23 protein-coding genes are annotated in these 24,853 nt (G+C 70.3%); 6 read left to right on the top strand and 17 right to left on the bottom strand.

Going from position 1 to position 24,853, the window contains the following annotated elements; all coding sequences use genetic code 11:
- Positions 1–274 precede the first annotated feature (274 nt).
- The 5 genes from ahcY to HNR00_RS04430 all read right to left on the bottom strand — a co-directional run bounded on the left by ahcY (position 275) and on the right by HNR00_RS04430 (position 5,994).
- Positions 275–1,681, bottom strand: a complete 1,407-nt coding sequence (gene ahcY / locus HNR00_RS04410; protein WP_183565514.1) for an adenosylhomocysteinase — start codon at positions 1,679–1,681, stop codon at positions 275–277.
- 114 nt (positions 1,682–1,795) lie between these two features.
- Positions 1,796–2,845, bottom strand: a complete 1,050-nt coding sequence (locus HNR00_RS04415; RefSeq protein ID WP_183565517.1) for a glycosyltransferase family protein — start codon at positions 2,843–2,845, stop codon at positions 1,796–1,798.
- A 110-nt stretch (positions 2,846–2,955) separates the two neighbouring features.
- Positions 2,956–4,584, bottom strand: coding sequence for an AMP-binding protein (locus tag HNR00_RS04420; RefSeq protein ID WP_183565520.1), 1,629 nt, complete (start codon positions 4,582–4,584; stop codon positions 2,956–2,958).
- A gap of 116 nt (positions 4,585–4,700) precedes the next feature.
- Positions 4,701–5,309, bottom strand: a complete 609-nt coding sequence (locus HNR00_RS04425; protein ID WP_183565523.1) for a nitroreductase family protein — start codon at positions 5,307–5,309, stop codon at positions 4,701–4,703.
- 88 nt (positions 5,310–5,397) lie between these two features.
- Positions 5,398–5,994, bottom strand: coding sequence for a TetR/AcrR family transcriptional regulator (locus HNR00_RS04430; RefSeq protein WP_183565526.1), 597 nt, complete (start codon positions 5,992–5,994; stop codon positions 5,398–5,400).
- A gap of 145 nt (positions 5,995–6,139) precedes the next feature.
- On the opposite strand from HNR00_RS04430, the gene HNR00_RS04435 reads away from it, so the two are divergent.
- On the top strand, positions 6,140–6,538 hold the full coding sequence (locus HNR00_RS04435; RefSeq protein WP_183565529.1) for a RidA family protein: 399 nt from the start codon (positions 6,140–6,142) through the stop codon (positions 6,536–6,538).
- A 12-nt stretch (positions 6,539–6,550) separates the two neighbouring features.
- On the opposite strand, the gene HNR00_RS04440 is transcribed toward HNR00_RS04435, so the two are convergent.
- The gene (locus tag HNR00_RS04440) at positions 6,551–7,330 is read right to left on the bottom strand and encodes a class I SAM-dependent methyltransferase (RefSeq protein WP_183565532.1); all 780 of its coding nucleotides are present in this window, start codon (positions 7,328–7,330) and stop codon (positions 6,551–6,553) included.
- Positions 7,331–7,417: 87 nt separating this feature from the next.
- Here HNR00_RS04440 and HNR00_RS04445 point away from each other — a divergent pair, with 87 nt between their 5' ends.
- From HNR00_RS04445 to HNR00_RS04455, 3 genes are all read left to right on the top strand, one after another.
- On the top strand, positions 7,418–7,864 hold the full coding sequence (locus HNR00_RS04445) for an Rrf2 family transcriptional regulator (RefSeq protein WP_183565535.1): 447 nt from the start codon (positions 7,418–7,420) through the stop codon (positions 7,862–7,864).
- Between the two features lie 32 nt (positions 7,865–7,896).
- Complete coding sequence (locus HNR00_RS04450) at positions 7,897–8,688, top strand: enoyl-CoA hydratase (protein ID WP_183565538.1); 792 nt, start codon at positions 7,897–7,899, stop codon at positions 8,686–8,688.
- Between the two features lie 83 nt (positions 8,689–8,771).
- Positions 8,772–9,545 (top strand): endonuclease/exonuclease/phosphatase family protein, encoded by a 774-nt coding sequence (locus tag HNR00_RS04455; RefSeq protein WP_183565541.1) that lies wholly within the window; start codon positions 8,772–8,774, stop codon positions 9,543–9,545.
- On the opposite strand, the gene cls is transcribed toward HNR00_RS04455, so the two are convergent.
- The 4 genes from cls to HNR00_RS04475 all read right to left on the bottom strand — a co-directional run bounded on the left by cls (position 9,436) and on the right by HNR00_RS04475 (position 14,398).
- On the bottom strand, positions 9,436–10,872 hold the full coding sequence (gene cls, locus HNR00_RS04460) for a cardiolipin synthase (protein WP_183565545.1): 1,437 nt from the start codon (positions 10,870–10,872) through the stop codon (positions 9,436–9,438). The two genes, HNR00_RS04455 and cls, sit on opposite strands and share 110 nt — an antisense overlap.
- A 152-nt stretch (positions 10,873–11,024) precedes the next feature.
- Positions 11,025–12,797, bottom strand: a complete 1,773-nt coding sequence (locus HNR00_RS04465) for an MFS transporter (RefSeq protein WP_376770354.1) — start codon at positions 12,795–12,797, stop codon at positions 11,025–11,027.
- Positions 12,798–13,052: 255 nt separating this feature from the next.
- On the bottom strand, positions 13,053–13,982 hold the full coding sequence (nudC, locus tag HNR00_RS04470) for an NAD(+) diphosphatase (RefSeq protein ID WP_183565549.1): 930 nt from the start codon (positions 13,980–13,982) through the stop codon (positions 13,053–13,055).
- Entirely contained in the window at positions 13,982–14,398 is a 417-nt protein-coding gene (locus tag HNR00_RS04475) for an HIT domain-containing protein (protein WP_183565552.1), read from the bottom strand. The genes nudC and HNR00_RS04475 overlap by 1 nt, the downstream gene beginning before the upstream one ends.
- Positions 14,399–14,488: 90 nt before the next feature.
- Here HNR00_RS04475 and HNR00_RS04480 point away from each other — a divergent pair, with 90 nt between their 5' ends.
- Together HNR00_RS04480 and HNR00_RS04485 are read left to right on the top strand one after the other, a co-directional pair.
- Positions 14,489–15,688 (top strand): HD-GYP domain-containing protein, encoded by a 1,200-nt coding sequence (locus HNR00_RS04480; RefSeq protein ID WP_183565555.1) that lies wholly within the window; start codon positions 14,489–14,491, stop codon positions 15,686–15,688.
- A gap of 63 nt (positions 15,689–15,751) precedes the next feature.
- Positions 15,752–16,453: an SDR family NAD(P)-dependent oxidoreductase gene (locus HNR00_RS04485; RefSeq protein ID WP_183565558.1), complete on the top strand. Its 702-nt coding sequence runs from the start codon at positions 15,752–15,754 to the stop codon at positions 16,451–16,453.
- 172 nt (positions 16,454–16,625) lie between these two features.
- Here the strand turns inward: HNR00_RS04485 and HNR00_RS04490 are convergent, their stop codons facing one another.
- From HNR00_RS04490 to HNR00_RS04520, 7 genes are all read right to left on the bottom strand, one after another.
- A complete protein-coding gene (locus HNR00_RS04490) occupies positions 16,626–17,039 on the bottom strand; it encodes a DUF3024 domain-containing protein (RefSeq protein WP_246390293.1) in 414 nt (137 codons plus the stop codon).
- A gap of 76 nt (positions 17,040–17,115) precedes the next feature.
- Positions 17,116–18,375 (bottom strand): SfnB family sulfur acquisition oxidoreductase, encoded by a 1,260-nt coding sequence (locus HNR00_RS04495; RefSeq protein ID WP_183565561.1) that lies wholly within the window; start codon positions 18,373–18,375, stop codon positions 17,116–17,118.
- A 184-nt stretch (positions 18,376–18,559) separates the two neighbouring features.
- Complete coding sequence (gene sfnG / locus HNR00_RS04500) at positions 18,560–19,660, bottom strand: dimethylsulfone monooxygenase SfnG (RefSeq protein ID WP_183565565.1); 1,101 nt, start codon at positions 19,658–19,660, stop codon at positions 18,560–18,562.
- An 82-nt stretch (positions 19,661–19,742) separates the two neighbouring features.
- Positions 19,743–19,892, bottom strand: coding sequence for a hypothetical protein (locus tag HNR00_RS04505; protein ID WP_183565568.1), 150 nt, complete (start codon positions 19,890–19,892; stop codon positions 19,743–19,745).
- 36 nt (positions 19,893–19,928) lie between these two features.
- Positions 19,929–22,004, bottom strand: a complete 2,076-nt coding sequence (gene tkt / locus HNR00_RS04510) for a transketolase (RefSeq protein ID WP_183565571.1) — start codon at positions 22,002–22,004, stop codon at positions 19,929–19,931.
- 49 nt (positions 22,005–22,053) lie between these two features.
- A complete protein-coding gene (locus HNR00_RS04515) occupies positions 22,054–23,913 on the bottom strand; it encodes a glycoside hydrolase family 15 protein (RefSeq protein WP_183565574.1) in 1,860 nt (619 codons plus the stop codon).
- A 207-nt stretch (positions 23,914–24,120) separates the two neighbouring features.
- Positions 24,121–24,717 carry a hypothetical protein gene (locus tag HNR00_RS04520; RefSeq protein ID WP_183565577.1) on the bottom strand — a complete coding sequence of 199 codons (597 nt, stop codon included), beginning with the start codon at positions 24,715–24,717 and terminating at the stop codon, positions 24,121–24,123.
- Positions 24,718–24,853: the final 136 nt, after the last annotated feature.

A 24,853-nucleotide genomic window follows, 5' to 3' on the forward strand; every position in this document is an offset into this window, starting at 1 on the left:
CGCGGTGTCGGTGCCGACTGGCGCTTCACCACGAAGGATGCCCGCATCAAGCTCCGCAAACTCTACCCGACAACAGAGCCGTGACAGAGCACTAGACGCCTCGGCTCACGCCGAGGCCGCTGCGCGGGGCGCTCTTCGCGCCCGGCCATACGGATGTTCCTGCCTTCACCCTTCGAGCGACTTCGGTCGGCCCATACGAAAAAAGGAGCCCGGCCTTGCGGCCGGGCTCCCTGGTTCGTCCCGTCGGAACGCCGATCGCGTCGGCGCCCGCGGCTCAATAGCGGTAGTGATCCGGCTTGAACGGGCCGGTCTCGGCGACGCCGATATAGGCGGCCTGATCGGGGCGGAGCTTGGAGAGCCGCACGCCGATCTTCTCGAGATGCAGCGCCGCGACCTTCTCGTCGAGGGTCTTGGGCAGCGTGTAGACCTGACGCTCGTACTTGCCGGGGTTGGTCCAGAGCTCGATCTGGGCCAGCGTCTGGTTGGTGAACGAGGCCGACATCACGAAGGACGGGTGGCCGGTCGCGTTGCCGAGGTTCACCAGACGACCCTCCGACAGGAGGATGATGCGGTGGCCGTCGGCGAAGGTGATCTCGTCCACCTGCGGCTTGATGTTCTGCCACTTGAGGTTCTTCAGGCCCGCGACCTGGATCTCGTTGTCGAAGTGGCCGATGTTGCACACGATCGCGCGGTCCTTCATGGCGCGCATGTGCTCGATCGTGATGATGTCCTTGTTGCCGGTCGCGGTCACGAAGATGTCGGCGCGGGGTGCCGCGTCTTCCATCGTGACGACCTCGTAGCCCTCCATCGCGGCCTGGAGCGCGCAGATCGGGTCGATCTCCGAGACGAGCACGCGGCAGCCGGCGTTCCGCAGCGAGGCGGCCGAGCCCTTGCCGACGTCGCCGAAGCCCGCGACCATGGCGACCTTGCCGGCCATCATCACGTCGGTGCCGCGGCGGATGCCGTCGACCAGCGACTCCTTGCAGCCGTAGAGGTTGTCGAACTTCGACTTCGTCACCGAGTCGTTCACGTTGATCGCCGGGAAGAGCAGCTTGCCCTCCTTGGCGAGGTTGTAGAGGCGGTGCACGCCCGTGGTGGTCTCCTCGGAGACGCCCTTGATCGAGTCGGCGAGCCCCGCGAACCAGCCCTTCGGCTTCTCGGCGAGCTTCTTCTTGAGGAGGGCGAAGAACACCTCCTCCTCCTCGGATTCCGGCTTGTCGAGGAAGGCGGTGTCGCCGTTCTCGGCGCGCAGTCCCAGGTGGACGAACATGGTGGCGTCGCCGCCGTCGTCGAGGATCATGTTCGGCATGGAGCCGTCATGCCAGTCGAACAGCTTCGAGGTGTAGTCCCAGTACTCGGTCAGCGTCTCGCCCTTCACGGCGAAGACCGGGATGCCGGCGGCGGCGATGGCGGCGGCGGCGTGATCCTGGGTTGAGTAGATGTTGCAGGACACCCAGCGGATGTCGGCGCCGAGAGCCTTGAGCGTCTCGATCAGCACCGCGGTCTGGATCGTCATGTGCAGCGAGCCGGCGATCTTGGCGCCCTTGAGCGGCTGGCTCGCGCCGTATTCCTCGCGGGTGGCCATCAGGCCCGGCATCTCGGTCTCGGCGATCGAGATCTCCTTGCGGCCGTAATCGGCCAGGCCGATGTCGCGGACGATGTAATCGTTGGCTGCAGCCATGTGATGTCCCTCTGGATTCGGGGCCCTGGCGGCCCTCTGCGCCGGCAGACCGGCGCGTCGGCCGTCCCTGTAGCAGGACCCGTGCTAGCGAGCAATCAAGACATAAAGATGTCTTTATGCGTTTTGCCGCCGCCGGAGGCGCCAGCGCCGGATCGCGTAGTGGATGCGCTCGTCGAGGGGCCAGCGGGCGTCGAAGCCGAGCTTGCCGTAATCGTTGTTGAAGAAGCCGAGATCGACGATCTCCGGCGGGACCGGCGGCGGCTGCGTCGCGAGCCGGTCGGCGATCTCCCTGATCCAGGCGCGTTCGGGCAGGTCCGTGCCCTCCGTCGCGGCGAACACCGCCTCGAAGGCCGCGCGGTAGCCGTCGGGGAAGCTCGCGACGAGGGAGGCGAGGGTGCGCCAGTACGGTTGCTCCCAGGGAAGCGGCTGCGTGTACATGGCCCGCACGTTGTGGAGCTTGGGGCCGTGGAAGTGCAGGATGCGCGCCTCGGACGGATCGCCCCAGTACGGCTTCCAGTTGTAACGCAGATCGAGCCGGTTCCAGCGACCGGCGTAGAAGTTGTTGTAGGCGTATTGGTCGTTGAGGATCCTGCCGTCGAGGGTGTCGATCTGGTGCTTGGCCGAGCGCAGGAACTCCGGGAAGCTCCGGCGCATGTTGGCGACGTTCATCACCATTGCGCCGCTGTTGAAGTAGTGCCAACCGTCGGGGCGGAACTCGGGCGCGCAGGCGATGTAGCGCGGCGGACGCGACGGCAGGGGCACGTCGCGCAGGAACACCACGTCGAAGTCGGTGTAGAGGACGAACGGATCCTCCTCCTCCAGCATCGGCACTTCGCAGCGCAGCCAATGGCCGAGGTAGCGCGTGTGGTAGCGCCCCGCCGCCTCGCCCGCGCGGATCGTCTCGGCCATCGGCTGGCGCCCGGGGATGACGGTGACGCCGTGGGCCTCCATCCACTCGGTCAGGTCGTTGCGGAAGCCCGTGGTGATCAGGTGGGGTCGCAGGCGGGTGTTGCGCCGGGCCGAGAGCACGGCGAGCCGCAGGTTCAGGCCGTGCCCGCTGTCGAGGCGCTGCTGGTTGCTGGCGAAGTACCATTTGAGGCCGCGCGTGTCGTCCCGATCCGCGGCGCGCGCGGTCAGGCCGGCCGTCCCGATCAAGCGGCGCAACACATGGCGTCTCCCGTTTTTCCCATCGTCCCAGGCCGTCATCACCCAATTCCGGTGGAATTCAAGCGCCCGTGACGCCTCAAGGCCAAAAGGCGATTCCCCGGAACCGCTCACGCCGTCCCGTCACGCAGGGCCCGGCGGATGATCTTGCCCGTCGTCGTCATCGGCAGGGTTTCGCGAAAATCCAGAGACCGGGGCACCTCGTGGGCCGAGAGATGCCGCTTGGCGAAGGCGAGGATGTCGGCAGCGAGATCGTCGGAGGGGGTGAACCCTTCGCGCGGCACGACAAAGGCCTTCACGATCTCGGTGCGCAAAGAATCCGGCACGCCGACCGCGGCGGCGAGCGCCACCGCCGGATGGCGCAGCAGGCAATCCTCGATCTCGGTCGGGCCGATGCGGTAGGCGGCGGACGTGATCAGGTCGTCCTCGCGCCCGACGAAGTGGACGTAGCCGTCGGCGTCGCGCCGCGCGGTGTCGCCGGTGAGCCACCAGCCGTCCCGGAATTTTTTGGCGGTCGCCTCCGGCTGGTTCCAGTAGCCGAGGAACAGAACCGGGTCGGGCGCCTTCACGGCGATCTCGCCGGGCTCGTCCACCCCCGCCTCGCTGCCGTCCGCCCGCAGCACCGCGACGCGGTGGCCCGGCACCGGCCGGCCGGTCGAGCCGGGGCGCGCGACCCCGGCCCGGCGGCAGGCGGCGAGCACGAGGTTGCACTCGGTCTGGCCGTAGGCCTCGCCGATGGTCAGCCTCAGCGCGTCGCGCGCCCAGGCGAAGGTCTCGGGGCCGAGCGCCTCGCCCGCCGAGGCGATGTTGCGAAGGCCCGAGAGGTCGAAGCGCTCGCGGGGCGCCGCGACCGCGCGCAGCATCCGCAAAGCCGTCGGCGGCAGGAAGGCGTGGCTCACCCAGAGGTCGGCCATCAGCCGGAAGGCGGCCTCCGGCTCGAACCGGGCGAAGGGACGGGCCACGACGGCCATGCCGAGGCGCAGGCTCGGCATCACCACGTTGAGCAGCCCCCCGGCCCAGGCCCAGTCGGACGGCGTCCAGACCGGCCCGTCGGTGGGGCCGGGGAAGTCGTGCATCATCAGGAAGCCCGGCATGTGGCCGAGCAGCACCCGGTGCCCGTGCAGCGCCCCCTTGGCGAGCCCGGTCGTGCCGGAGGTGTAGATCATCAGCGCCGGATCGTCGGGCCCCGTGACGCACGTCTCGAACTTTTTTGTTTTTTGTCCCTCGGCCTCGATCTCGGAGAGCGCTTCGGCCCCGTCCGCGGGGCCGTCGACGCTGACGACGAGGGTGAGATCGGGCAGTGCCTCGCGCAGGGGCGCGAGCTTGGCGAGCCCGGCCGCATCGGTGACGATCGCCCGCGCGCCGGAATCCGCGAGGCGGTAGCGCAGGGCGTCGGCCCCGAACAGGCCGGCGAGCGGAAGCGCCACCGCGCCGAGCCGGTAGGCGGCGAGATGTGCCACGACCACGTGGGCCGATTGCGGCAGCAGCACCGCAACCCTGTCCTCCGGCGCGACGCCGCGGGCCGACAGGCCGGCGGCCAGCGCCAGGGAGCGGGCGCGCAACGCGCCGTGGGTGATCGTCGCCACCGTTCCGTCGAGGGCGACCTCGAGGATCGCCGGGCGCTCCGGCTCGGGGATCGCCCAGCGGTCGCAGACATCGGCGGCGATGTTGTAGCGCTCGGGGATCTCCCAGCGGAAATGGTCGGTCAGTTCGTCGTAGCTGGCGGCCGGCTGCAGCACGGCATCGTTCCTCGACCCTCGCGGGGCTTCCGTGTCGCCGGACCCCGCGTCTCCTCGTCCATGGTGGGCCGGCTTCTCGCCGCGCCCGCCGCCCCGCCGCAACCCGGACCTTCGGCTCAATCCCGCTTCGGAAAGCCGCCTTCATGGATGAAGTCGGTGATCGGGCGCCGGGCGCTGGGGCGCTCCTTCTCCCGCTGCTCCTCGGTCAGCTCGGCCCAGAGCTTCGCGCGGCCGACGGCGTAGGCGGCCTCGATCCGATGGTGCTCGGGCACGTTCAGCACGCCCGGCGCGCGCTCGCGGTCGAACCCGCCCATGCCGTGGACGTGCCAGCCCAGGCGGTTGGCCTGGAGCGCGAAGGCGAGCGAGGCCGCACCCGCATCGAGCGAGTGGCTGGGGGCGGGCTTGAATTCGTCGCCGACCTTCATCCGGCTGTTGGAGACGAGGAAGACCAGCGCCCCCGTATCCACCGCCCACTTGCGGTTGCCCGGCGTCAGCAGGTCGAGGAAGACCGGCCAGTCGGGCGTGTCGCGCAGCGCGTAGAGGAAGCGCCAGGGCTGCGAATTGTAGGAGGAGGGCGACCAGCGCGCCGCCTCGAACATCCGCATCAGCTCGGCCTCCGGCAACGCCTCCCCGGTGAAGGCGCGGGGCGACCAGCGCTCATGGAAGAGCGGTTCGATCGCGTGCTCAGGCGTGCGGGTGGTCGGGCGCTCGGAATCGGTCGTCACGGGGTCGCGGGCTCCTGCCTCGTCGGGCGCCCTGAGGCGCCCTGTGCTTGACGAGGTATGGCACCGCGCGCTGCGCTGCAAAAGAGCGCTAGCCACCCTCCTTCAGCAGGCCGGAGGCGAGACAACGAAACGCTTCGATGGCTTTCGGCAGGACGGCGCGGGGCTCGTCCGCGGCGGCGACCCAGAGGGCGGCGTCGAGGGCCGCGCCGTTGACGAGCCGGGCGGCGGCCTCGGCATCGACCGGCCGCAGCGTGCCGGCCTCGATCAGAGCCTGGATCGTCTCCGTGGTGGTGCGCAGGCACGCCGTCTGGCCCGGCCAGCGCGAGGGATCGCCGAGCACCGCCGGCCCGTCGAGCAGCATGATTCGCTGGATCTCGGGCTCCAGCGCCAGTTCGATATAGGCGACGCATTCCTCCAGGAAGCCCGCCCACGGCGTCGCCGCGCGGCGGCCCGTTTCGCGCGCCTTCTCCACCATCTCGGCGTCGAGCTGTTCGATCACCGCGTGCAGCAGGCCCTTCTTGTCGCCGAAGTTGTGATAGAGCGCGCCCCGCGTCAGCCCGGCCGCGGCGGTCAGCTCATCCATCGAGGCTTCCGCAAAACCCTTCTCGGCGAAGGCTTCTCGCGCCGCCCGCAGCAGCTTGGCCCTCGTCTCCTCCATCATCCGCGCGCGCTGCCCGGCCGCCATCGTGGTCTCCCATCCTTCATAGGCATCGCGTATGTGGATTGACATACGGAGCGTATGCGAACACATCTCTCGCATACGGCGCGTATATGAACCGTGCCGCGGCGCCGGGGAAGTGGCTCCGGCGCGGAGCAGAGAGGATGACACCATGGGCAAGCGCGACGCGATCGTCCCGCCCGGCCGGCAGGCGCTCTATGACAAGCACCGCTATTCCGCGGCGATCCGCTCCGGCGATCTGCTGTTCGTCTCGGGGCAGGTCGGCAGCCGCGAGGACGGCTCGCCGGAGCCGGACTACGCGGCCCAGGTGCGGCAGGCCTTCACGCGGCTCGACGCGGTGCTCCGGGAAGCGGGGTGCAGCTTCGACGACGTGGTGGACGTGACCACCTTCCACACCGATCCGGAGGCGCAGTTCGAGACCATGATGGCGGTGCGCGACACGGTGATCGGTGCCCCGCCCTATCCGAACTGGACCGCGGTCGGGGTGACGTGGCTCGCGGGCTTCGACTTCGAGATCAAGGTGATCGCCCGCATCCCGCAGGCGGCGTGAGCGGGCAGGCCTTCAGCGCCGCGCCACGCCGATCAGGGCGGTCGAGGGCACCGGCAGGACCGGGCGCCCCTCGGCCATCCGGCGCACCTCGCCGACGACGGCGGCCCGCTCGGCCTCGCTCAGGCGCGCCCAGTCCTGCGACATCCCGAACAGGGCCTCGGGCTCGTCGAGGGCGGCGACGTCGAGTTCGTAATCGTGGGTGACGACGGTAACCTGCGGATCGCGATAGCCGGCCGCCTTGAGTGCGCGCGCGAAATCATCCGGATCGCTCAAGGCCAGGACGCCCTCGGGCATCGGCATCGGCTCGATCTCGGGAAACAGCCGGCTCCGCACCTCGCCGAGCAGCAGGAAGGTCGCCGCCCCACCCCGCTGCCATGTGGCGACGACGCCGACCCCGCCCGCCTTCGTCACCCGCGCCATCTCGGAAAGGCCCTTCCGCCAGTCGGGGAACATGATCACGCCGAAGATCGAGAAGACCGCGTCGAACGCGCCATCGGGCAGATCGAGCGCCTGCCCGTCCATCACCCGCGCCTCGACGTTGGGCAGCCCGGCCTCCACGATCCGGGCGACCATGCCGGGCGAGAAGTCGATCGCCAGCACCTGCGCGCCCGTGCGCGCCGCCGCCAGGGCGAGCGCTCCGGTGCCGGCGGCCACGTCGAGGACGCGGGTCCCGGGCCCGAGCCCCACGCCGGCCAGCGCGGCCTCGGCGTAGCGCGCGGTGAAGGGGTGGGCGGTCGTCGCGTAGTGCCGGGCGACCGCGTCCCACCGCTCCGGGTCCTCGTAGCCGCGCATCGCCATCTCTCCCACATCATGTAACTTCACGAGTATCGTGAGTCGATGCGCTTGCCAATCCCGGCTCGCATGCGAAGGATCGCGATCGTGCGAAGCGACAGCCGCCTTTCCCGGATGCTCCACGTGCTGCTCCACATGGCGCGGCACGATCGGCCGATGACGTCCGAGGCGATCGGGTCGATGCTCGGCACCAACCCCGTGGTGGTCCGCCGCACGATGGCGGGCCTGCGCGAGGCGGGCTACGTGCGCTCCGACAAGGGCCATGGCGGCGGCTGGGCCATCGCCGCCGACCTCGACACGGTGTCGCTCCTCGACATCCACCGGGCGGTGGGCGGTCCGCGTCTCTTCGCGATCGGCAACGACCGCCCGAACCCCGATTGCGCGGTCGAGAAGGTCGTCAACGCGGCGATCGAGGACGCGCTCGGCGAGGCCGAGGCGCTACTCGTCGCCCGGCTCGGCCGGATCAGCCTTGCCGAACTCGCCCGGAGCTTCGACGCGCATGTCGCCGGTTCGGGCGGCTGCGGCGGACCGTGATAGACAGGGACCGACACGCCCCGGAGACCTCCATGGCCGACCCTGCCGAACCCAGCCTTCTGCTGCGCGAGGACCGCGACGGCGTCGCGACGCTGACGCTGAACCGGCCTTCTGCCCGCAACGCCCTGTCCTTCGCCCTGCTGGAGGCCCTGCGCGACGCCTTCGCGGCTCTGGCCGAAGACGAATCCGTGCGCGCCGTGGTGCTGGCCGCGGCGGGGCCGGTCTTCTGTGCCGGCCACGACCTCAAGGAGATGACCTGCTACCGGGCCGAGCCCGACCGGGGCGCACAACAGTTCGAACAACTGTTCGGGCTGTGCTCGGCGGTGATGATGGCGATCCCCGCCCTGCCCCAGCCGGTGATCGCGGCGGTGGAGGGCGTGGCGACCGCCGCGGGCTGCCAGCTCGTCGCCTCGTGCGATCTCGCGGTGGCGGGGGCGGAGGCGCGCTTCGCCACGCCCGGCGTCCAGATCGGCCTGTTCTGCTCGACCCCGATGGTGGCGCTCTCGCGCAACCTGTCGCGCAAGGCGGCGATGCGGATGCTGCTCACCGCCGACAGGGTCGGGGCGGAGGAAGCCCGCACGCTGGGCCTCGTCAGCGACGTGGCGCAGGCCGGCGGGGCGCTCGCCCACGCGCAGGATCTCGCGCGAAAAATCGCGGCGCGCAGCGCCTACACGGTGCGGGTGGGCAAGCGCGCCTTCTACGAGCAGATCGAGATGCCGCTGGCCGACGCCTACGCCCATGCCGGCCGGGTGATGGCGCAGAACATGCTGGCGCGGTCGGCTGAGGACGGCATCGGCGCCTTCCTGAACCGGAAGGGACGCTGACGGGAGGCGAACCGATCGGCGATCCGCGCATTGCCTGCCCGGTGCCTCGAAGCGGACAGAAGGCGCGCGAGAACGGTCATCCCATGCTCCTGCGACGCCCTCTCCTCCCCGAGCCCGGCCCGAACGCCAAAAAGATCGTGAGCTGGAACCTGCTGCGCCGCACCGGCGCGGCGGTGGAATGCCTCGTCGCGCTGATCGAGCGGGAGCGGCCCGATTTGCTGCTGATGCAGGAGGCGACCCGCGAGATCGGGGCGCTGCCGGAGCGGGTCGGCGGGGTCTATGCCTGGGCGCAATTGCCGGGGCGCATCCACGGGCTGGCGATGTGGAGCCCGACCCCCTGGGAGCGCGAGCCCGAGATCGTGCCCCTGCCGCCGGGCGTGCTGATCGACCGGGTGTGCCAGGTGCTCGACTGGGGCGGCTTCGGCGTCGGCAACGTGCATCTGTCGCACGGGCAGGTGCTGAACCGGCGCCAGCTTCGACGGATCGAGAGCCATCTGCCGGCCCGCGCGGCGGTGCTCGGCGACTACAACATCGTCGGCCCCGCCCTGCTGCCCGGCTTCCGCGATGTCGGGCCGCGGCGTCCGACCCACGCCATGGTCGAGGTGCTGCCGCTGCGGCTCGACCGCTGCCTCGTGCGCGGTCTCGTCTGCCACGAGCGCACGGTGCTGCCCCGCGGGCTGTCCGACCATCACCCGATCGCGGTGCGGCTCTCGCCCGCGCCCGAGGGGACGGCCTCGGTCGGACGGCTCAGAGGTATGGCAGCAGCAGTCGCACGGCTGCGTCGCGCAGGCGCACGGGATGGGAGCGCGCGGCGAGGTCGGCCTGCGTCAGCCGGGTCTCGCACTTCCCCTGGATGAAGGTGTCGAGCCGCCGGGCGAGCGCGGCATCGTAGACCTCGACGTTGAGTTCGAAGTTGAGGCGGAAGCTGCGCGAATCCCAGTTGGCGCTGCCGATGAAGCACCATTCGCGATCGATCGAGAGCGCCTTCGAATGGTCGAAGGGCGGCTCGTCGAGCCAGATCCGCACGCCGCTCTCCAAGAGCGGGTCGATATGGGCGCGCGTCGCCCAGTCGACGATGCGGTGATCGCTGCGGCGGGGGATGACCACGTCGACCTCGATGCCGCGGGTCGCGGCGAGGCACAGCGCGCCAACGATGATGTCGTTGGGCAGGAAGTAGGGCGTCGTCAGCCGGATCGAGCGGCGCGCGCAGGCGATCGCCTGCAGCACGACGGTGGCGATCTTTTCGATATCCGCGTCGGGCCCCGATGTGACCACGCGGGCGGTGATGTCGCCCGCGGGCGCGAGCGGCGGCAGCCACGCCGCGCCCTCCAGTTCCTCCCCGGAGACGAAGGCCCAATCGACGATGAAGGCCTGGGCGAGCTGTTCGACCACCGGGCCCTCGATCCGGAAATGCGTGTCGCGGATCGGGAAACTCGGCTTCCGCTCGACGCGGTTGCCGTCGGAGATGTTAACGCCGCCGGTGAAGGCGATGCACCCGTCGAGGATCAGCAGCTTCTTGTGGGTGCGCAGGTTGAGGAACGGCATCCGCCAGGGCAGCACCGAGTGCATGAACAGCCCCGCCGGCACCCCGAGCCGCCGCAGCCGCCGCCATGCCGCCGGGAAGAAGTAGCCGCTGCCGATGCCGTCGAGGATGACGCGCACCTCGCAGCCCCGATCGACGGCCTCTTTCAGCGCTGCGATGAAGGTCTGTCCGATCTCGTCGTCGAGGAAGATGAAGCTCGACAGGGCGACGCTGCGGCGCGCCTGCTGAATCGCCGCCAGCATCGCCGGATAGGCCTCGTCGCCGTTGCGGAACACGGTGATGCCGGTGCCGGCCACCATCGGCAGGCCGGTGATCGCGCGCACCGCCCGGTCGAGCGGCGCATAGGCTTCCGGCACGGCCGCCGGCGCCTGGGGTGTCTCGTCGTATTGGAGCGAGGGCCGCCGCTTGAGCTTGCGCGCGCGGCGCTCGACCCGGTTGATGCCGAAGGTGAGGTAGAGGGCCGTGCCGAAGACCGGCGACAGCCACACCAGCCCGATCCAGGCCATGGCCGCCCCGACCACGCGCTTGCGCAGCAGCACGTGGATCGACACGCAGAGCGAGACCGCGAGGCCGAAGGCCGCGATGAGGTCGGTGCGGATCGCGGCGGTCTGCCCGAGCCACCGGGTGAGGATCTCTTCCACCTGTCCGTCCGACGCTCCCGGCCCCCGCCGCTCCGGGCAATAGGCCAAGCGGGCCGCCGCGAACAGGCGTCGTCGCTGGTCCCCGAACGCGAAAGGGGCCCCGCCTCGCGGCGGAACCCCCTTTTTGTCCCTCGAAAAACGACGGTCGAGGATCAGTCGTCGGCGAAGATGTCCCGGTCCTTGGTCTCGGGCAGGAACAGCAGGCCGATGACGGCCGTCATCAGCGCGATGACGATCGGGTACCAGAGGCCGAAATAGATGTCGCCGGTCTGGGCCACCATGGCGAAGGCGGTGGCGGGCAGGAGACCGCCGAACCAGCCGTTGCCGATGTGGTAGGGCAGCGACATCGAGGTGTAGCGGATACGGGTGGGGAACAGCTCCACCAGCGCCGCCGCGATCGGCCCGTAGACCATCGTCACGTAGAGGACGAGGATCGTCAGGATGGCGATGATCGTCAGCTTCTGGGCCGAGAAGATGTCGACCACCTTGGCGAAGTTCGACAGGCCGTCCTTCGGGTCGATGGCGATCTTCACGATCTCCGGGTTCTTGGCGTCCGGATAGCCCGCCGCGGTGAGCGCCGCGCCGATGTCCTTGGCGAAGGTCGGGTCGGCGGCGGCGAATTCCTTCCCGGCGACGCTGACGGTGGCCTTGGTGCCGGCCGGGGCGTCCTGCGTCGTGTAGTTCACCGCGCCGCGGGCGAGCAGCGCCTTGGCGATGTCGCACGAGTTGGTGAACTTGGCGGTGCCGACCGGATTGAACTGGAACGAGCAATCCGCCGGGTCGGCCTTGACGATCACCTGCGTGTTCTGCTGCGCGGCGGCGAGCGCCGGGTTGGCCGCGGCCGTCAGCGCCTTGAACAGCGGGAAGAAGGTCAGCGCCGCGATCACGCAGCCGCCCAGGATGATCGGCTTGCGGCCGATCCTGTCCGAGAGCGAACCGAAGAACAGGAACCCGCCGGTGGCCAGGATCAGCGACCACGCGATGAGAACGTTGGCCGTGAACTGATCGACCTTCAGGATCGATTGCAGGAAGAACAGGGCGTAGAACTGGCCGGTGTACCAGACCACGGCCTGGCCGGCGGTGAGGCCGAGCAGCGCCAGCAGCGCCCAGCGGGCGTTCTTCCACTGGCCGAAGGCCTCGGACAGCGGCGCCTTGGAGCCGGTGCCCTCCTCCTTCATCTTCTTGAAGGCCGGGCTCTCCTGCATCTGCATCCGGATCCAGACCGAGATGCCGAGCAGCACGATCGAGACCAGGAACGGGATGCGCCAGCCCCAGGCGGCGAACGGGGTGATGGTCGAGGCGGTGCCGTCGGCGGCGGTGACCGGCACCGGCGCGTAGTTGGCGTTGACGTAGATCTGCGTGAACAGGATCACCATCAGCGACAGCAGCAGGCCGAGCGTGGCGGTCGTCTGGATGAAGGCGGTGTAGAAGCCGCGACGGCCCTTGGGCGCGTGCTCGGCCACGTAGACCGCGGCGCCGCCGTACTCGCCGCCGAGCGCGAGGCCCTGGAGCATGCGTAGCGCAAGCAGCGTCACCGGGGCGATCCAGCCGACGCCGTAGGCGTTGAGGGTGGTGTAGGAGGGCAGCAGGCCGACGCAGAAGGTCGAGATGCCCATGATCAGGATGGTGACGAGGAAGGTGTACTTGCGGCCGACGAGATCGCCGAGGCGGCCGAACACCAGCGCGCCGAACGGGCGCACGAGGAAGCCCGCCGCGAAGGCGAGCAGCGCGAACACGTTGCGGGTCGCTTCCGGATAGGCCGAGAAGAACTGGGCGCCGATGATCGCGGCCAGCGAACCGTAGAGATAGAAATCGTACCACTCGAAGACGGTGCCGAGCGAGGAGGCCAGGATGACCTTCTTCTCGTTGCCGGTCATCGGTCTGACGTCCGCTTCCGTCCGCGGAACTGCGGCTCCTGTCGCCATCAGGCGTTCCTCCAAGTCTAAATTTGTTTCTTGACACCGCTCGTGGTGTGCGGGGACGCTATGTCAAGACGCCCTGCGACAGAAGAGGGCAGGAGGGACCGGAATCGGATTTTTCATCAAGAATTTATACGCATCCATGGCCGCGCTTCAAAAACGGCTGAAGGTGTGCTGCGGGGCTCGCCGAGGGCGCGTTTGCACGTTCGAGGGGCGCGCTTATTCCCTGTTTTTCTTGTCTTGGTGAGATCGAGGCGGCGTTCAGAGCCGCCCCTCGACCCAGTCGCGCACCAGCAGGTGGGCGATGGCGGTGGCCGGCGGCACGCTGAAACCCTCCGGATGCGTGCCCGCCAGCATCCGCGCCGCATCCTCGCGCGAGAACCAGCGCGCGTCCTCCAGTTCGGCCGGGTCGGTCGCGATCGCGTCCGAGACGGCGTCGCCGACGCAGCCGAGCATCAGCGAGGCGGGAAACGGCCAGGGCTGCGAGGCGTGGTAGGCCACGCTGCCCACCCGCACGCCGGTCTCCTCGAAGGTCTCGCGGCGCACCGCGTCCTCGAGCGTCTCGCCGGGCTCGATGAAGCCGGCCAGGCACGAGAACATCCCCGGCTTGAAATGCGGGCTGCGCCCGAGCAGGCAGGACGAGCCCCGCCGCACCAGCATGATCGCCACCGGATCGGTGCGCGGGAAGTGATGCAGGCCGCAAGCCGGGCATTCGCGCCGGAAGCCGCCGGCCCCGATCGTGGTCGGGCCGCCGCAGCGGCCGCAGAAGCCGTGCCGGGCGTGCCACGCCAGCAGCGACTTGGCGGTCGCGGCGAGGCCGAGTTCGGCCGGCGCGACGCTCCCCTCGCCGGCGAGCGCCCGCAGGTCGACCGCCCGGTAGTCGGGCTCGGGAAACCGCTCCGCCGCCTCGGCCGCTGCCGCGGCGGCGAAGACCGGCCGCTCCTCGATCCGCCCGAGAAAGACCTCGTGGCTGAGCGCGCCGGCCCGCGCGCCGTCGCGCGGGGCGAGCAGGACCGTCGCCGCTCCGGCCTGCGCGCGAAGAATCACCCGCTCGCCCGCCATCAGGACGAGCCCGGCCCCCTCCCCCGCCTCGGACAGCGCCGGGGCGGCGCCGGCCTCCGCCGAATGGCGCACGAGGCGGCTCTCGACATAGGCCAGGGCTGCGCGCCCGCTCTCCTCCCCCCGCGCCATCAGGCGGCCGCGAAGAGCTGGGCGGCGCGCTCCAGGATCTGGGCGCGGGCATGCGGCGGGTAGGGCGTGCGTTCGCCGCGGCCCCAGACCGGATCGGGCCAGGCGGGATCGGACCGGAAGCGGGCGATCACGTGGACGTGGAGCTGCGCCACCACGTTGCCGAGCGCGGCGACGTTCACCTTGTCGGGCCGTGCGAGCGATTGTATCACCCTGACGGTCAAGCGAATCTCCTCGGTCAAGGCCACCGCGTCCGCGTCGTTCAGGTCGGTCAGCTCGCTCGCGTCTCTTCGGCGCGGCACGAGGATCAGCCACGGGAAGCGCGCGTCGTCCATCAGCAGAACCGAGCACAGGGCGAGGTCGCCGATCGCGTGGGTGTCGGCGATCAGCCGCGGGTCGAGGGAGAAGTCGTCGCTCATGCCGGGGGGATCTAGAGCACCGGCCCCGAAGGAGGCCACCGGTTCCCGCAAAAGATCGATCCGCCGGGTCTCGACCGGGGCCGAGGCGGAATGATCCCGGCTCCCGTCCAGCGGGTTCTCGCGCGGCTCACCGCGGCGCTCGAGACCCGGCGCATCGTCCCGACCGCCGCCCCGGTCACCGATCCGGCTCCCGTCCACCCGTCGCGCCCGGCCCCGGCGGCGGAGGCTCCCCCGATCGAGACCGCCGGAGCGGAGGGATCGCCCGGCGCCCTCATCGCCGTGGTGGCGGCGCGCACTCCCGCCCCCCTGGTGCTGGCGCTTCACGGCCTGCCCTGCACCACCGGCATCGTCGCGGTCGGCGCCCGGGTGATCGAGGACCTGACCGCGCAGGCGCCCGACGTCATCGTGGTCGAGGCCGAGCCCGAGCGCTTCGACGCGCCCGCCCTGATCCGCGCCCTGCGCGAGCGCGAGGACTTCGCCCGCACCCCCGTGCTGCTGGTGGCGGAGGGCGAGCCGCGGGCCCTGCGGCGGCTCGCCCGCGAGGTCGGGGCCAGCGATGTGCTCGCCAAGCCCTTCGACGGGTTCGAGCTCCAGGACCGGGTCGGCGTGCTGACCGAACTGGCCCAGGCCCGCGCGGACAGCGAGCGCCGGGCGCTCGCCATGCGCCGCGACGCGGCCCGCGCCCTCGCCGAAGCCGCGGCCCACGAGCGCGAGATCATCCGCCGCCTGATGCTGGCGGCCGAGTTCCGCGACGATCAGGCCGGCGACCACCTCACCCGCGTCGCGGGCTGCGTGATCGCGGTCGCCGAGGGCCTCGGCCTCGGCCAGGCCGAAGCCGACGACATCGCGCTCGCCTCGACCATGCACGACATCGGCAAGATCGGCGTGCCCGACCACATCCTGCTCAAGGCCGGCCCCCTCACGCCCGACGAGTGGACCGAGATGCGCCAGCACGCGCTGCGCGGCTACCGCATGCTGCACGACAGCCCCTTGCGCCTGCTCCAGATCGCCGCCGAGGTGGCGCTGACGCACCACGAGCGCTGGGACGGCACCGGCTATCCCCGCGGCCTGAAGGGCGAGGAGATCCCCCGCTCCGGCCGGATCGTCGCCGTCGCCGACGTGTTCGACGCGCTGATCTCGGCCCGCACCTACAAGCAGGCCTGGCCGCTGGAGAAGGCCCGCGCCCATATCGAGGCGGAAGCCGGCCGCCATTTCGATCCGGCCTGCGTCGCCGCCTTCCTGTCGCGCTGGGACGACATCGTCGCGCTGGTGCAGGAGCGGGCGGCGTAACCTCGGACACCGGCGCCGCCGGACCGGCCCGCGCCCTTCGACCGGCGAGCAAGGAGGAAGCCCATGGTCCCGACCTATCGGCGCGCCCTGATCGTCGGCGCCGGCCTCGGCCTGAGCGCGGCCCTGGCCCGGCTCCTCGCCGCGGAAGGATTGTCGGTCGCCCTCGCGGCGCGCAACACCGAAAAACTCCAAGACCTCGCGGCCGAGACCGGTGCCGCGCTCCACGTCTGCGACGCCACCGATGCCGGCGCGGTCGAGGCCCTGTTCGCCCGGCTCGAACCGGCGCTCGGCGGTTCGCCCGACGTGGTGATCTACAACGCCAGCGCCCGGCTGCGCGGCTCCATCGCCGATCTCGATCCCGAGGCCGTGGCGCGCGCCCTCTCGGTCACGGCCCTGGGCGGCTTCCACGTCGCCCAGGCGGCGGCGCGGCGGATGCGGCCCCAGCGTCACGGCGCGATCCTGTTCACCGGCGCCTCGGCGAGCGTGAAGGGTTTTTCGGAATCCGCCCCCTTCGCCATGGGCAAGTTCGCGCTGCGCGGCCTCGCCCAGAGCCTGTCGCGGGAATTGCAGCCCAACGGCATTCACGTGGCGCACGTCGTCGTCGACGGCGCGATCCGCTCCGCCGCCCGACCCGACCCGGAGGATAGGCCCGACGCCACCCTCGATCCGGCGGCCATCGCGAAGACCTACCTCGCCCTGCTGCGGCAGGACCGCAGCGCCTGGAGCGACGAGGTCGCGGTGCGGCCCTGGGTGGAGCGCTTCTGACGGGCGGACGGTGCCGCCGATTCCAGGGTTCCACCCTGGACCCGCGAAAGGACTCGTCCTTTCGAAACCTCGATCGAGAGCGCTCTCCGACGAAGGGGACACCGGTTCGTCGCGAGAATGCCCGGCCAAACAAGCAGCGAGCGTCGCCGGCTGATGCGATCAGGCGGCGGCTTTAGCAATGGGGGTGCAGGACGCCATCGGTTTCCAGGATGTGCAAGGCTTGGGCGAGGCTCCGGCCCTCGTGGAGCGGCCACCACTGGCCGGTATGGCGCATCCAGTCGATGTCGAACCGGTCGCGGCCCGTCCGGACGAGGCGGGCGAAGGGCGCGTCGAACTCCTCGCCCGCATTCTCGCCAGACCCGACGCGGTAGCGCTTCAGGAAGCGGTAGCGGCCCCCGGCCCAGGCGCCGCGGATGTCGATGACGTAAGTCCAGTCGCTCGGCCGGATTTCGGGCAGGAAGCGCGGCTTGAGCACGTCGCGGATGAACGCGTCGCAGGCCGCGACGATCTCCAGCTTCTCTCGCTCGTCGGGCAGGGCCGGCTTCGCCTTGGTCATCAGGCCCGGCATCCAGGTTCGTCGCCTCATGTCCCGGCTCCGCGTGTTGGGCGAGTCCCAGGATCGGGCGGGCGGGCCGCTTCGGCAAGCGGCCCGCCGTGCTGGCCTAGCTCCAGGCGTGGAAGGGCGGGTTCACGCCGTTGAGCGCGTGGTTGCCGACGATCGCCACCTTCCAGCGCACCGGATCGTGCAGCGTGTGGGTGCGGGCGTTGCGCCAGTGACGGTCGAGGTTGTGCTCGGCCAGCGTCGAGCGGGTGCCGGACAACTCGAACAGGGTGTTGGCGGCGGCGAGCGCGACTTCGGTGGTGAGCACCTTGGCCTCGGCGGTCGCGATCTGCGCCGCCGCGACGCTTTCCGCGGTCGGGTTCGCCACCGCCGTGTCGATGGCGAGGCCGGCACGCTCAAGCAGTGCTTCCGCCGCGTGCTGGCGGATCGTCAGGTCGCCGATGGCGCGGATGGTGTAGGGGTCGTCCGAGGCGCGCTCCTGGCCGGAATCGATCCAGGGGCGGGTCTTCTCCCGCACGAAGCGAACCGTCTCGTCGAGCGCCTCCCGGCCGATGCCGGCATCGACCGCCGCCTGGATGATCTGGAAGATCGCGCCGTCCGCGCTCGGATGCGCGTAGCCGCGCCAGGCCGGCACGAGGCGGTGCTTCTCTACGCGCACGTCGTCGATGATAACGGTGCCGCTGGCGGTGCCGCGCTGGCCGAAGCTCGACCAGTCGTCGATCACGGTCAGCCCCGGCGCGTCGCGCTCCGCGATGGCGTACCATGCGCGGCCCTCCCCATCGAGGGCGACGATCGGTACCAGATGGGCGAGCAGCGCCCCCGACGCGTAGAATTTCTTCCCCCGCACGATCACGTGGTCGCCGTGGTCGGTGAAGCGGGTCTCGAACTCGGCGGCGCGCTTCGTGCCCTTCTCGGAGAAGGCGTTGCCGAACCGGGTGCCGGCCAGCACCTCGGCGAACAGCTCGGCTTGCTGCGCCTCATCGGAAACAGTGCGGATCGCCGCGACGATGCCGAGATGGTTCTGGGCGATCTGGGCGATCGACGGATCGGCCGCCGCCAGGATCGCGATCACCTGCGCCAGCGTCCGGTACGACACCTCCGGCCCGCCATGGATTTTGGGCACGTTGATCGACCACAGGCCGCTTTGCGAGAAGGCGTCGAGCTCGGCGAGCGGGCGCGCGTTGGTGCGGTCGCGCTCGGACGCGCCCTCGCGGAAGTGTTGTGCGAGTTCGTGGGCGACGCGGATCGCCTCCGCGTCGTCGCGGATGACGTGGGCGGGGGCTTCGGGCCGCGCGGGTCCGGGTACGCCCTGCAGCCGGCTGCCGGCTTCGGCCGTGGTGGGGCTGACGGCGATGGTCATGAGGGGGCTCCGTCGTTGGAGAGACACTGCGAAGTCCCACCCATCCCCCTCATCCTGAGGTGCCCGCCTCGGTGGGCCTCGAAGGAGGGCTCCAGGGATCGCGCGCGAGCTGGAGCCCTCCTTCGAGGCCTCCGCTTCGCTCCGGCACCTCAGGATGAGGGAGTGGGTGGGAGGATGGGTTGGCTCAGGCGGCTTCCGCCCGCTCGGCCTTCGCCGCCTCCAGCGCCCGCACCCGCGGGATCACCTCGTCGCCGAAGTATTTCACCTCTTCCTGGAAGTGCAGGAAGGCGAGCAGCGCGAGGTCGACGCCGACTTCCTTGAGCGCGACGATGCGTTCGGCGATCTGGTCCGGCGTGCCGATCAGGTTGGTCTTGAAGCCGTCGTTGTACTGGACGAGGTCCTCGAAGGTGGATTTGGCCCAGTTGCCCTCGCCCTCGGGGGAAGCCTTGCCGGCGTTCTTCACCTCGTGGCCGAACGCCTTCACGGCGTCCGGGTCGGCGTGGTCGATGATCTCCTGCAGGACGGCGCGGGCCTCCGCTTCCGTCTCGCGGGCGATGACGAAGGCGTTGACGCCGACCTTGACCGCGTGGCCGTTCGCGCGGGCCTTGGCCTGGAGGTCGGCGACCTGAGCCTTGATGCCCTCGGGTGTGTTGCCGTTGGTAAAATACCAGTCGGAGACGCGGGCCGCCATGTCGCGGGCGGCGCGCGAGGAGCCGCCCTGGAAGATCTCGGGCAGGCGCCCCGGCTTCGGCTTCAGGGTGTAGTCGGTGTAGCGGTAGAAATCGCCGCGAAAGGTGAAGTTGTCCTGGGTCCAGATCCCGCGAAGGCTACGGAGGAACTCCTCCGAGCGGCGATAGCGCTCGTCGTGGTCGAGCCAGGGCTCGCCGATGGCCCGGAACTCGCCGGAGAACCAGCCCGAGACGAGGTTGATGGCGATGCGCCCCTCGGTCAGCTCCGAGATCGTGGCGATCTGCTTGGCGGCTAGCGTCGGGTTCCAGGGGCCCGGCAGGATCGCGGCGATGACGGTGAGCCGGGTGGTCGCGGCGGCGAGCGCGTGGCTGAAGGCGACCGATTCGTGCTGGTACTCGGCGCCGTAGCCCGCCGTGAAGCGGATCTGCGTCAGCGCGTAGTCGAAGCCGGCGTCCTCGGCGATCCGGGCGAGCTTGCGATTGTAGTCGGCGTCCCAGCTCGTGCGCTGGGGGATCTTGCTGATGACGAGGCCGCCCGAGACGTTCGGCACCCAGTAGGCGAAGCGGATCGGCTCGGAGGAGGCGCGGAGGGTCATGGGCGTCGTCGCTCGATTTCGTTGCGGTCGCCGGAAGCATCGGACGACGGAATGTCCGTCCTCATCCAGTCTTGTTCCGGCGTTACGAAATCATCACCCTGCGCCACCGCTCCGTCAAAGGAATGATCGGGCTTTTTTCGGTGCCGACGCGGAAGGCCGTTCCTTGAGGATCGGCCGGAATGCGGCGATCGTTCTCTTGAATACGATCCGCGACCGATACGGCCGTCGGCACGTGCCCCTCCCGCCCGCGGGCGGGAGGGGACGCAGCCTACTTCCGATGCCGCGCGGCCTGCGCGCGGGCGGCCTCCACGACCTTCTCGGCGGTGAAGCCGAACTTGCCGAGCAGGTCCTTGATCGGCGCCGACGCCCCGAAGGTGTGCATGCCGACGATGGCGCCCGTGGAGCCGGCGTAGCGGTCCCAGCCGATCACGCTGCCCTGCTCCACCGCCACGCGGCCGAGCACGTCGGGCGGCAGGACGCTGTCGCGGTAGGCCTGATCCTGGCGCTCGAACAGGTCCCAGGACGGCATCGAGACGACGCGCGCCTTCACGCCCTCAGCGGTCAGCGTCTCGTGGGCCGAGAGGCAAAGCTGCACCTCCGAGCCGGTGCCGATCAGGATGACGTCCGGCGTGCCGTCGCAATCGGCCAGGACGTAGGCGCCCTTCGCGGTGCCGGAGGCCGGCGCATACTTCGTGCGGTCGAGGGTCGGCAGCGGCTGGCGCGAGAGCGCGAGCACCGCCGGCTGGTCCTTGAGCGAGAAGATGACCCGGTAGGCCTCCGCCACCTCGTTGGCGTCGGCAGGCCGCAGCGTCACGAGGCCGGGGATGCAGCGGAGCGAGAGAATCTGCTCCACCGGCTGGTGGGTCGGCCCGTCCTCGCCCACGCCGATCGAGTCGTGGGTGAAGATGTGGAAGATCGGCAGTTCCATCAGCGCGGCGAGCCGGATCGGCGGGCGCATGTAGTCGGCGAACACGAGGAAGGTCGCGCCGTAGGCCCTGAGGCCCACGAGGCCGAGGCCGTTGACGATCGAGCCCATGGCGTGCTCGCGCACGCCGAAATGGATGTTGCGCCCGCCCGGCTCGAACGGCGTCAGCGAGCCCGCACCCTCGAAGGTCAGGTTCGACTTGTTCGACGGCGCCAGATCGGCCGAGCCGCCGAGCAGGAACGGCACGTGCTGGGCGATGGCGTTGAGGACCTTACCCGAGGATTCGCGGGTCGCGAGGCCCTTGGCGTCGGGCTCGAACACCGGGATGTCCCGATCCCACCCCTTCGGCAGCCGGCCTTCGAGGAAGGCGGACAACTCCTCGGCATGCTCCGGGTCGGCCGCCGTGGCGGCGTCGAAGAAGCCCTGCCACTGGGCATGGAGCGCCGCGCCCCGCTTGCCGATGCCGTCTGCGAACGTGTCGTAGACGCCGTCCGGCACGAGGAACTGCGCGTCCTCGGGCCAGCCGTAGGCGCGCTTGGCGCCCTTCACCTCGTCCTCGCCGAGCGCGTCCGAGTGGGCCTTGGCCGTGTTCTGTTTCTTCGGCGCGCCGTATCCGATGATCGAGTTGACGACGATCAGGGTCGGGCGGTCGCTCGACTGGAGGAAGGTCTCCAGGGCCGCCGAGATGGCGTGAGTGTCGTTGGCATCCGCCACGCGCAGCACCTGCCAGCCATAGGCCAGGAAGCGGGTCGCGACCTCCTCCGAGAAGGCGAGTTCGGTGTGGCCCTCGATGGTGATGGTGTTGTTGTCGTAGATCCAGCACAGGTTCGACAGGCGCAGGTGGCCTGCGATCGAGGCGGCCTCCTGGCTGACGCCCTCCATCAGGTCGCCGTCCGAGCAGATGGCGTAGACGTTGTAGTCGAACAGCGGCAGGTCGGGCCGGTTCAGGCGCTCGCCCTTGAAGCGCCCGCCGATCGCCATGCCGACCGAGTTCGCCACGCCCTGGCCGAGGGGGCCGGTGGTGGTCTCGACGCCGGTGGTGAAGTGGTATTCGGGATGCCCCGGCGTGCGGCTGTCGAGCTGCCTGAACTTCTTGATGTCGTCCAGCGCGATGGCGGGGGCGTTGGCCCCGTCCTTCTCGGCGACGCGGGCCAGATGCAGCAGCGCGTAGAGCAGCATCGAGGCGTGGCCCGCCGAGAGCACGAACCGGTCGCGGTTCGGCCAGTGCGGATGGGCCGGATCGTAGCGCAGATACCGGTTCCACAGGGTGTAGGCCACGGGCGCCAGCGCCATCGGCGCGCCGGCATGGCCGGAATTCGCCTTCTGCACCGCGTCGATGGCCAGCGTCCGGATCGTGTCGATCGCGAGCTTGTCGCCCTCAGCGAGAGCCGCCTTGGGGCTCGTGTCTGCACCGCTCATCAGTCTACCGTCTCTCTCGCTTCCATCGGCCACGCAGGGGTGGTGGCACTTATTGCGCCGCGATGGATTCGCCTGCCCTCGACTCGGAATGGTCCGCGCCGCCGCCCCGTTCCTTCGCAGGACCGATCGCGCGGCTGTAATTGAGGATTGTGTTGACGAGTGCAACATGCGTGAACGCCTGGGGGAAGTTGCCCACCTGCCGTTTGGCGCGCACGTCGTATTCCTCGGAGACCAATCCGAGATCGTTGCAGATGCCGATCAGCCGCTCGATCAGCGCGCGGGCCTCGTCGCAGCGGCCGAGTCCGATCAGGTTGTCGGCGTACCAGAAGCTGCAGGGCAGGAAGGCGCCCTCGTTGCCCGGCAGGCCGTCGGCGTCGGTCCCCTCGGTCTCGTAGCGCAGGATAAAGCCCTCGCGCATCAGGTGCTTCTCTACCGCCGCGACGGTGCCGACCACCCGCGGGTCGTCCTGGGGCAGGAAGCCCATATGGGCGATCAGCAGCAGGCTCGCGTCGAGCGCCTTGCTGCCGTAGCTCTGGACGAAGCTGTTCAGCTCCGGGTCGAAACCCCGCTCGCACACCTCCTCGTGAATCTCGTCGCGCAGGGCCCGCCAATGGGCCAGCGTCGCGTCGGGCGGGCGTGCGGCGTCGTTCTGCATCAGATCGACGCTGCGCAGCGCCCGGTCGAAGGCGACCCAGGCCATCACCTTGGAATGGACGAAGTGGCGCCGGCCGCCGCGCACCTCCCAGATGCCCTCGTCGGGCTGGCGCCACGCCTCCTCCAGGTGCTCGATGAGCGCCCGGCCGACGCGCCGCCCCTCGTCGTCCTCCGCCATGCCGCGGGCGCGGGCCTGGAACAGGGCGTCGAACAACTCGCCGTAGACGTCGAGCTGGAACTGCGAGATCGCGGCGTTGCCGACGCGGACCGGCCGCGAGCCCTCGTAGCCGGGCAGCCAGTCGAGTTCGATCTCCGGCAGCAGCCGCTCGCCCGCGATGCCGTAGAGGATATGCGCCTGCTCCGGGTTGCCCGCGACCGCGCGGGTCAGCCAGTCGCGCCACGCCCGCGCCTCGTCGATGTAGCCCGAATCCATCAGCGCCAGCAGCGTGAAGGTCGAGTCGCGCAGCCAGCAGAAGCGGTAATCCCAGTTGCGCACCCCGCCGAGGTCTTCCGGCAGCGAGGTGGTGGGCGCCGCCACGATCCCGCCGGTCGGGCGGTAGATCAGCGCCTTCAGCGTCAGCAGCGAGCGGCGGAAGACGTCGTTCCAGGGCGTCTCCAGCGTGCAGCGGCTCGACCAGTCGCGCCAGAACCGGTTGGTGTCGTCGAGCCAGCGGCGCGGCTCGATCGGCGGCGGATCGTCCTCGTGCGAGGCGCCGTAGCTGAGGACGAAGCGGATCGCGTCGCCCTTGTAGACGGTGAATTCCGAGACCGTGGTCTGGTGGGTCGAGCCCCGCAGCGGTGCGTTGGTGCGCAAGACCACCTTGTGCGGGCCGGAGATGGCGCGGAGATCCCCGAGTTCGCTGCGCGACACCCACGGCACCGCCGAGCCGTAATCGAACCGCACGGCGAGATCCATCCGCATGGCCATGCGCCCGCGCACGCCCTCGACGAGGCGGATGACGTGGGAACCGTCGCCGACCGGCATGAAGTCGGTGACCCGCACCTCGCCCTCGCGGGTCTTATGCGTCGTCTCGAGAACGAGCGAGCCGCCGCGGTAGCGCCAGGAATGCTCGGCGTCCTCGGCCAGCGGTGCGAGCTTCCAGAAGCCGTGCTCCTCCGTTCCGAGCAGGCTCGCGAACAGGGCGGCGGCGTCGAAGCGCGGCATGCACAGCCAGTCGATGCTGCCGTCGCGCCCGACGAGCGCCGCCGTGCGCCCGTCGCCGATCAGCGCGTAATCCTCGATCCGTCCCGCCATGCTGGTCTCCCGCCTCCGGTCCTTCGAGCCGGACGGCACGGGGGGATGCGGGCCGCGGGTCTCGCTTCGGGTGCGCTGACCCGGCGAAGTGGCGCGACGGCCGCGCTTCGCAAGGCGGCACAGCCGGCAAATGCGAGATACCGGCCCGTTCGCCGGGCCGGGCTGCGGTCAGCGCAAGGGTGCAGTGCGAGGATTCAATGCAACGGTTCAGCGCAAGGACGTGACCAGCGTACTGACCGAGCTGCCGAGGGTCGTCACCCGGGTGCCGAGGCCGCGGGCGGCGTCGACCACGGCGTCGGCCGTGTCGGCAAACGGCAGCGCACCCCGCGGCAGGAAGCGGTCGTTCTCGGCCTCGACTTCCGCGAACGGTGACGGAACCGGCTTGGCCGCCGTCTGCGTCGCGGCCGGCGGCTGGCCGGCGGGGGGATGGCCAACCGCGATCCGGCTCGGCGGCGCCTTGCGGCGCTCGGCCCGGCTGGTGTTGGCGAAGCGCGCCGGGCGGCTTGCGGGCTCGATGCTGCCCGTTACCAGCGGCGTCAGGCGGGCGAAGGCCTCGCTCGCGGGCACCGGATCGAGTTCGGCGGTGAGAAGGGCGCGGCCCGGATCGAAGGTCGAGAGGCCCGGCGCCAGCGACATCACCGGCGGGCGCTCCGGCGCGACCTTGGGCGCCTCGGCGGGCTCGCGGCAGACGAGGGAGAGCAGGCCGGCCACGAGGGCGAGGCCGAGCGTCGGCAGGAAGGGCGGCACCACCGAGCGATGCGTCGCGGTTCCCTCCGGTTGACGGAGCGGATCGACGGTGCGCATGAGCCCTCCCGATGACGTCGCGTGGTCTTCGAGTGTTCTGCCCGGTTTGCGGCGGAAGCGGGGCCGACGCTTTTCGGATTTGTTACGGAGTCGCGCCGATTTCGCGGAGAGCGGGCATATCGCTTGCCTCGCCGAC

Origin of the sequence: Methylorubrum rhodinum (genome assembly GCF_014199935.1) — a bacterium.
GTDB lineage: Bacteria > Pseudomonadota > Alphaproteobacteria > Rhizobiales > Beijerinckiaceae > Methylobacterium > Methylobacterium rhodinum.

Excerpts from the sequence above, each read along its gene's own strand:
- ahcY (WP_183565514.1), bottom strand. The coding sequence starts at position 1,681 with ATGGCTGCAGCCAACGATTACATCGTCCGCGACATCGGCCTGGCCGAT.
- HNR00_RS04430 (WP_183565526.1), bottom strand. The coding sequence starts at position 5,994 with ATGGCGGCCGGGCAGCGCGCGCGGATGATGGAGGAGACGAGGGCCAAG.
- HNR00_RS04435 (WP_183565529.1), top strand. The coding sequence starts at position 6,140 with ATGGGCAAGCGCGACGCGATCGTCCCGCCCGGCCGGCAGGCGCTCTAT.
- HNR00_RS04440 (WP_183565532.1), bottom strand. The coding sequence starts at position 7,330 with ATGCGCGGCTACGAGGACCCGGAGCGGTGGGACGCGGTCGCCCGGCAC.
- HNR00_RS04450 (WP_183565538.1), top strand. The coding sequence starts at position 7,897 with ATGGCCGACCCTGCCGAACCCAGCCTTCTGCTGCGCGAGGACCGCGAC.
- HNR00_RS04455 (WP_183565541.1), top strand. The coding sequence starts at position 8,772 with ATGCTCCTGCGACGCCCTCTCCTCCCCGAGCCCGGCCCGAACGCCAAA.
- HNR00_RS04465 (WP_376770354.1), bottom strand. The coding sequence starts at position 12,797 with ATGGCGACAGGAGCCGCAGTTCCGCGGACGGAAGCGGACGTCAGACCG.
- nudC (WP_183565549.1), bottom strand. The coding sequence starts at position 13,982 with ATGGCGCGGGGGGAGGAGAGCGGGCGCGCAGCCCTGGCCTATGTCGAG.
- HNR00_RS04475 (WP_183565552.1), bottom strand. The coding sequence starts at position 14,398 with ATGAGCGACGACTTCTCCCTCGACCCGCGGCTGATCGCCGACACCCAC.
- HNR00_RS04480 (WP_183565555.1), top strand. The coding sequence starts at position 14,489 with ATGATCCCGGCTCCCGTCCAGCGGGTTCTCGCGCGGCTCACCGCGGCG.
- HNR00_RS04485 (WP_183565558.1), top strand. The coding sequence starts at position 15,752 with ATGGTCCCGACCTATCGGCGCGCCCTGATCGTCGGCGCCGGCCTCGGC.
- HNR00_RS04490 (WP_246390293.1), bottom strand. The coding sequence starts at position 17,039 with ATGAGGCGACGAACCTGGATGCCGGGCCTGATGACCAAGGCGAAGCCG.
- HNR00_RS04495 (WP_183565561.1), bottom strand. The coding sequence starts at position 18,375 with ATGACCATCGCCGTCAGCCCCACCACGGCCGAAGCCGGCAGCCGGCTG.
- sfnG (WP_183565565.1), bottom strand. The coding sequence starts at position 19,660 with ATGACCCTCCGCGCCTCCTCCGAGCCGATCCGCTTCGCCTACTGGGTG.
- tkt (WP_183565571.1), bottom strand. The coding sequence starts at position 22,004 with ATGAGCGGTGCAGACACGAGCCCCAAGGCGGCTCTCGCTGAGGGCGAC.
- HNR00_RS04515 (WP_183565574.1), bottom strand. The coding sequence starts at position 23,913 with ATGGCGGGACGGATCGAGGATTACGCGCTGATCGGCGACGGGCGCACG.
- HNR00_RS04520 (WP_183565577.1), bottom strand. The coding sequence starts at position 24,717 with ATGCGCACCGTCGATCCGCTCCGTCAACCGGAGGGAACCGCGACGCAT.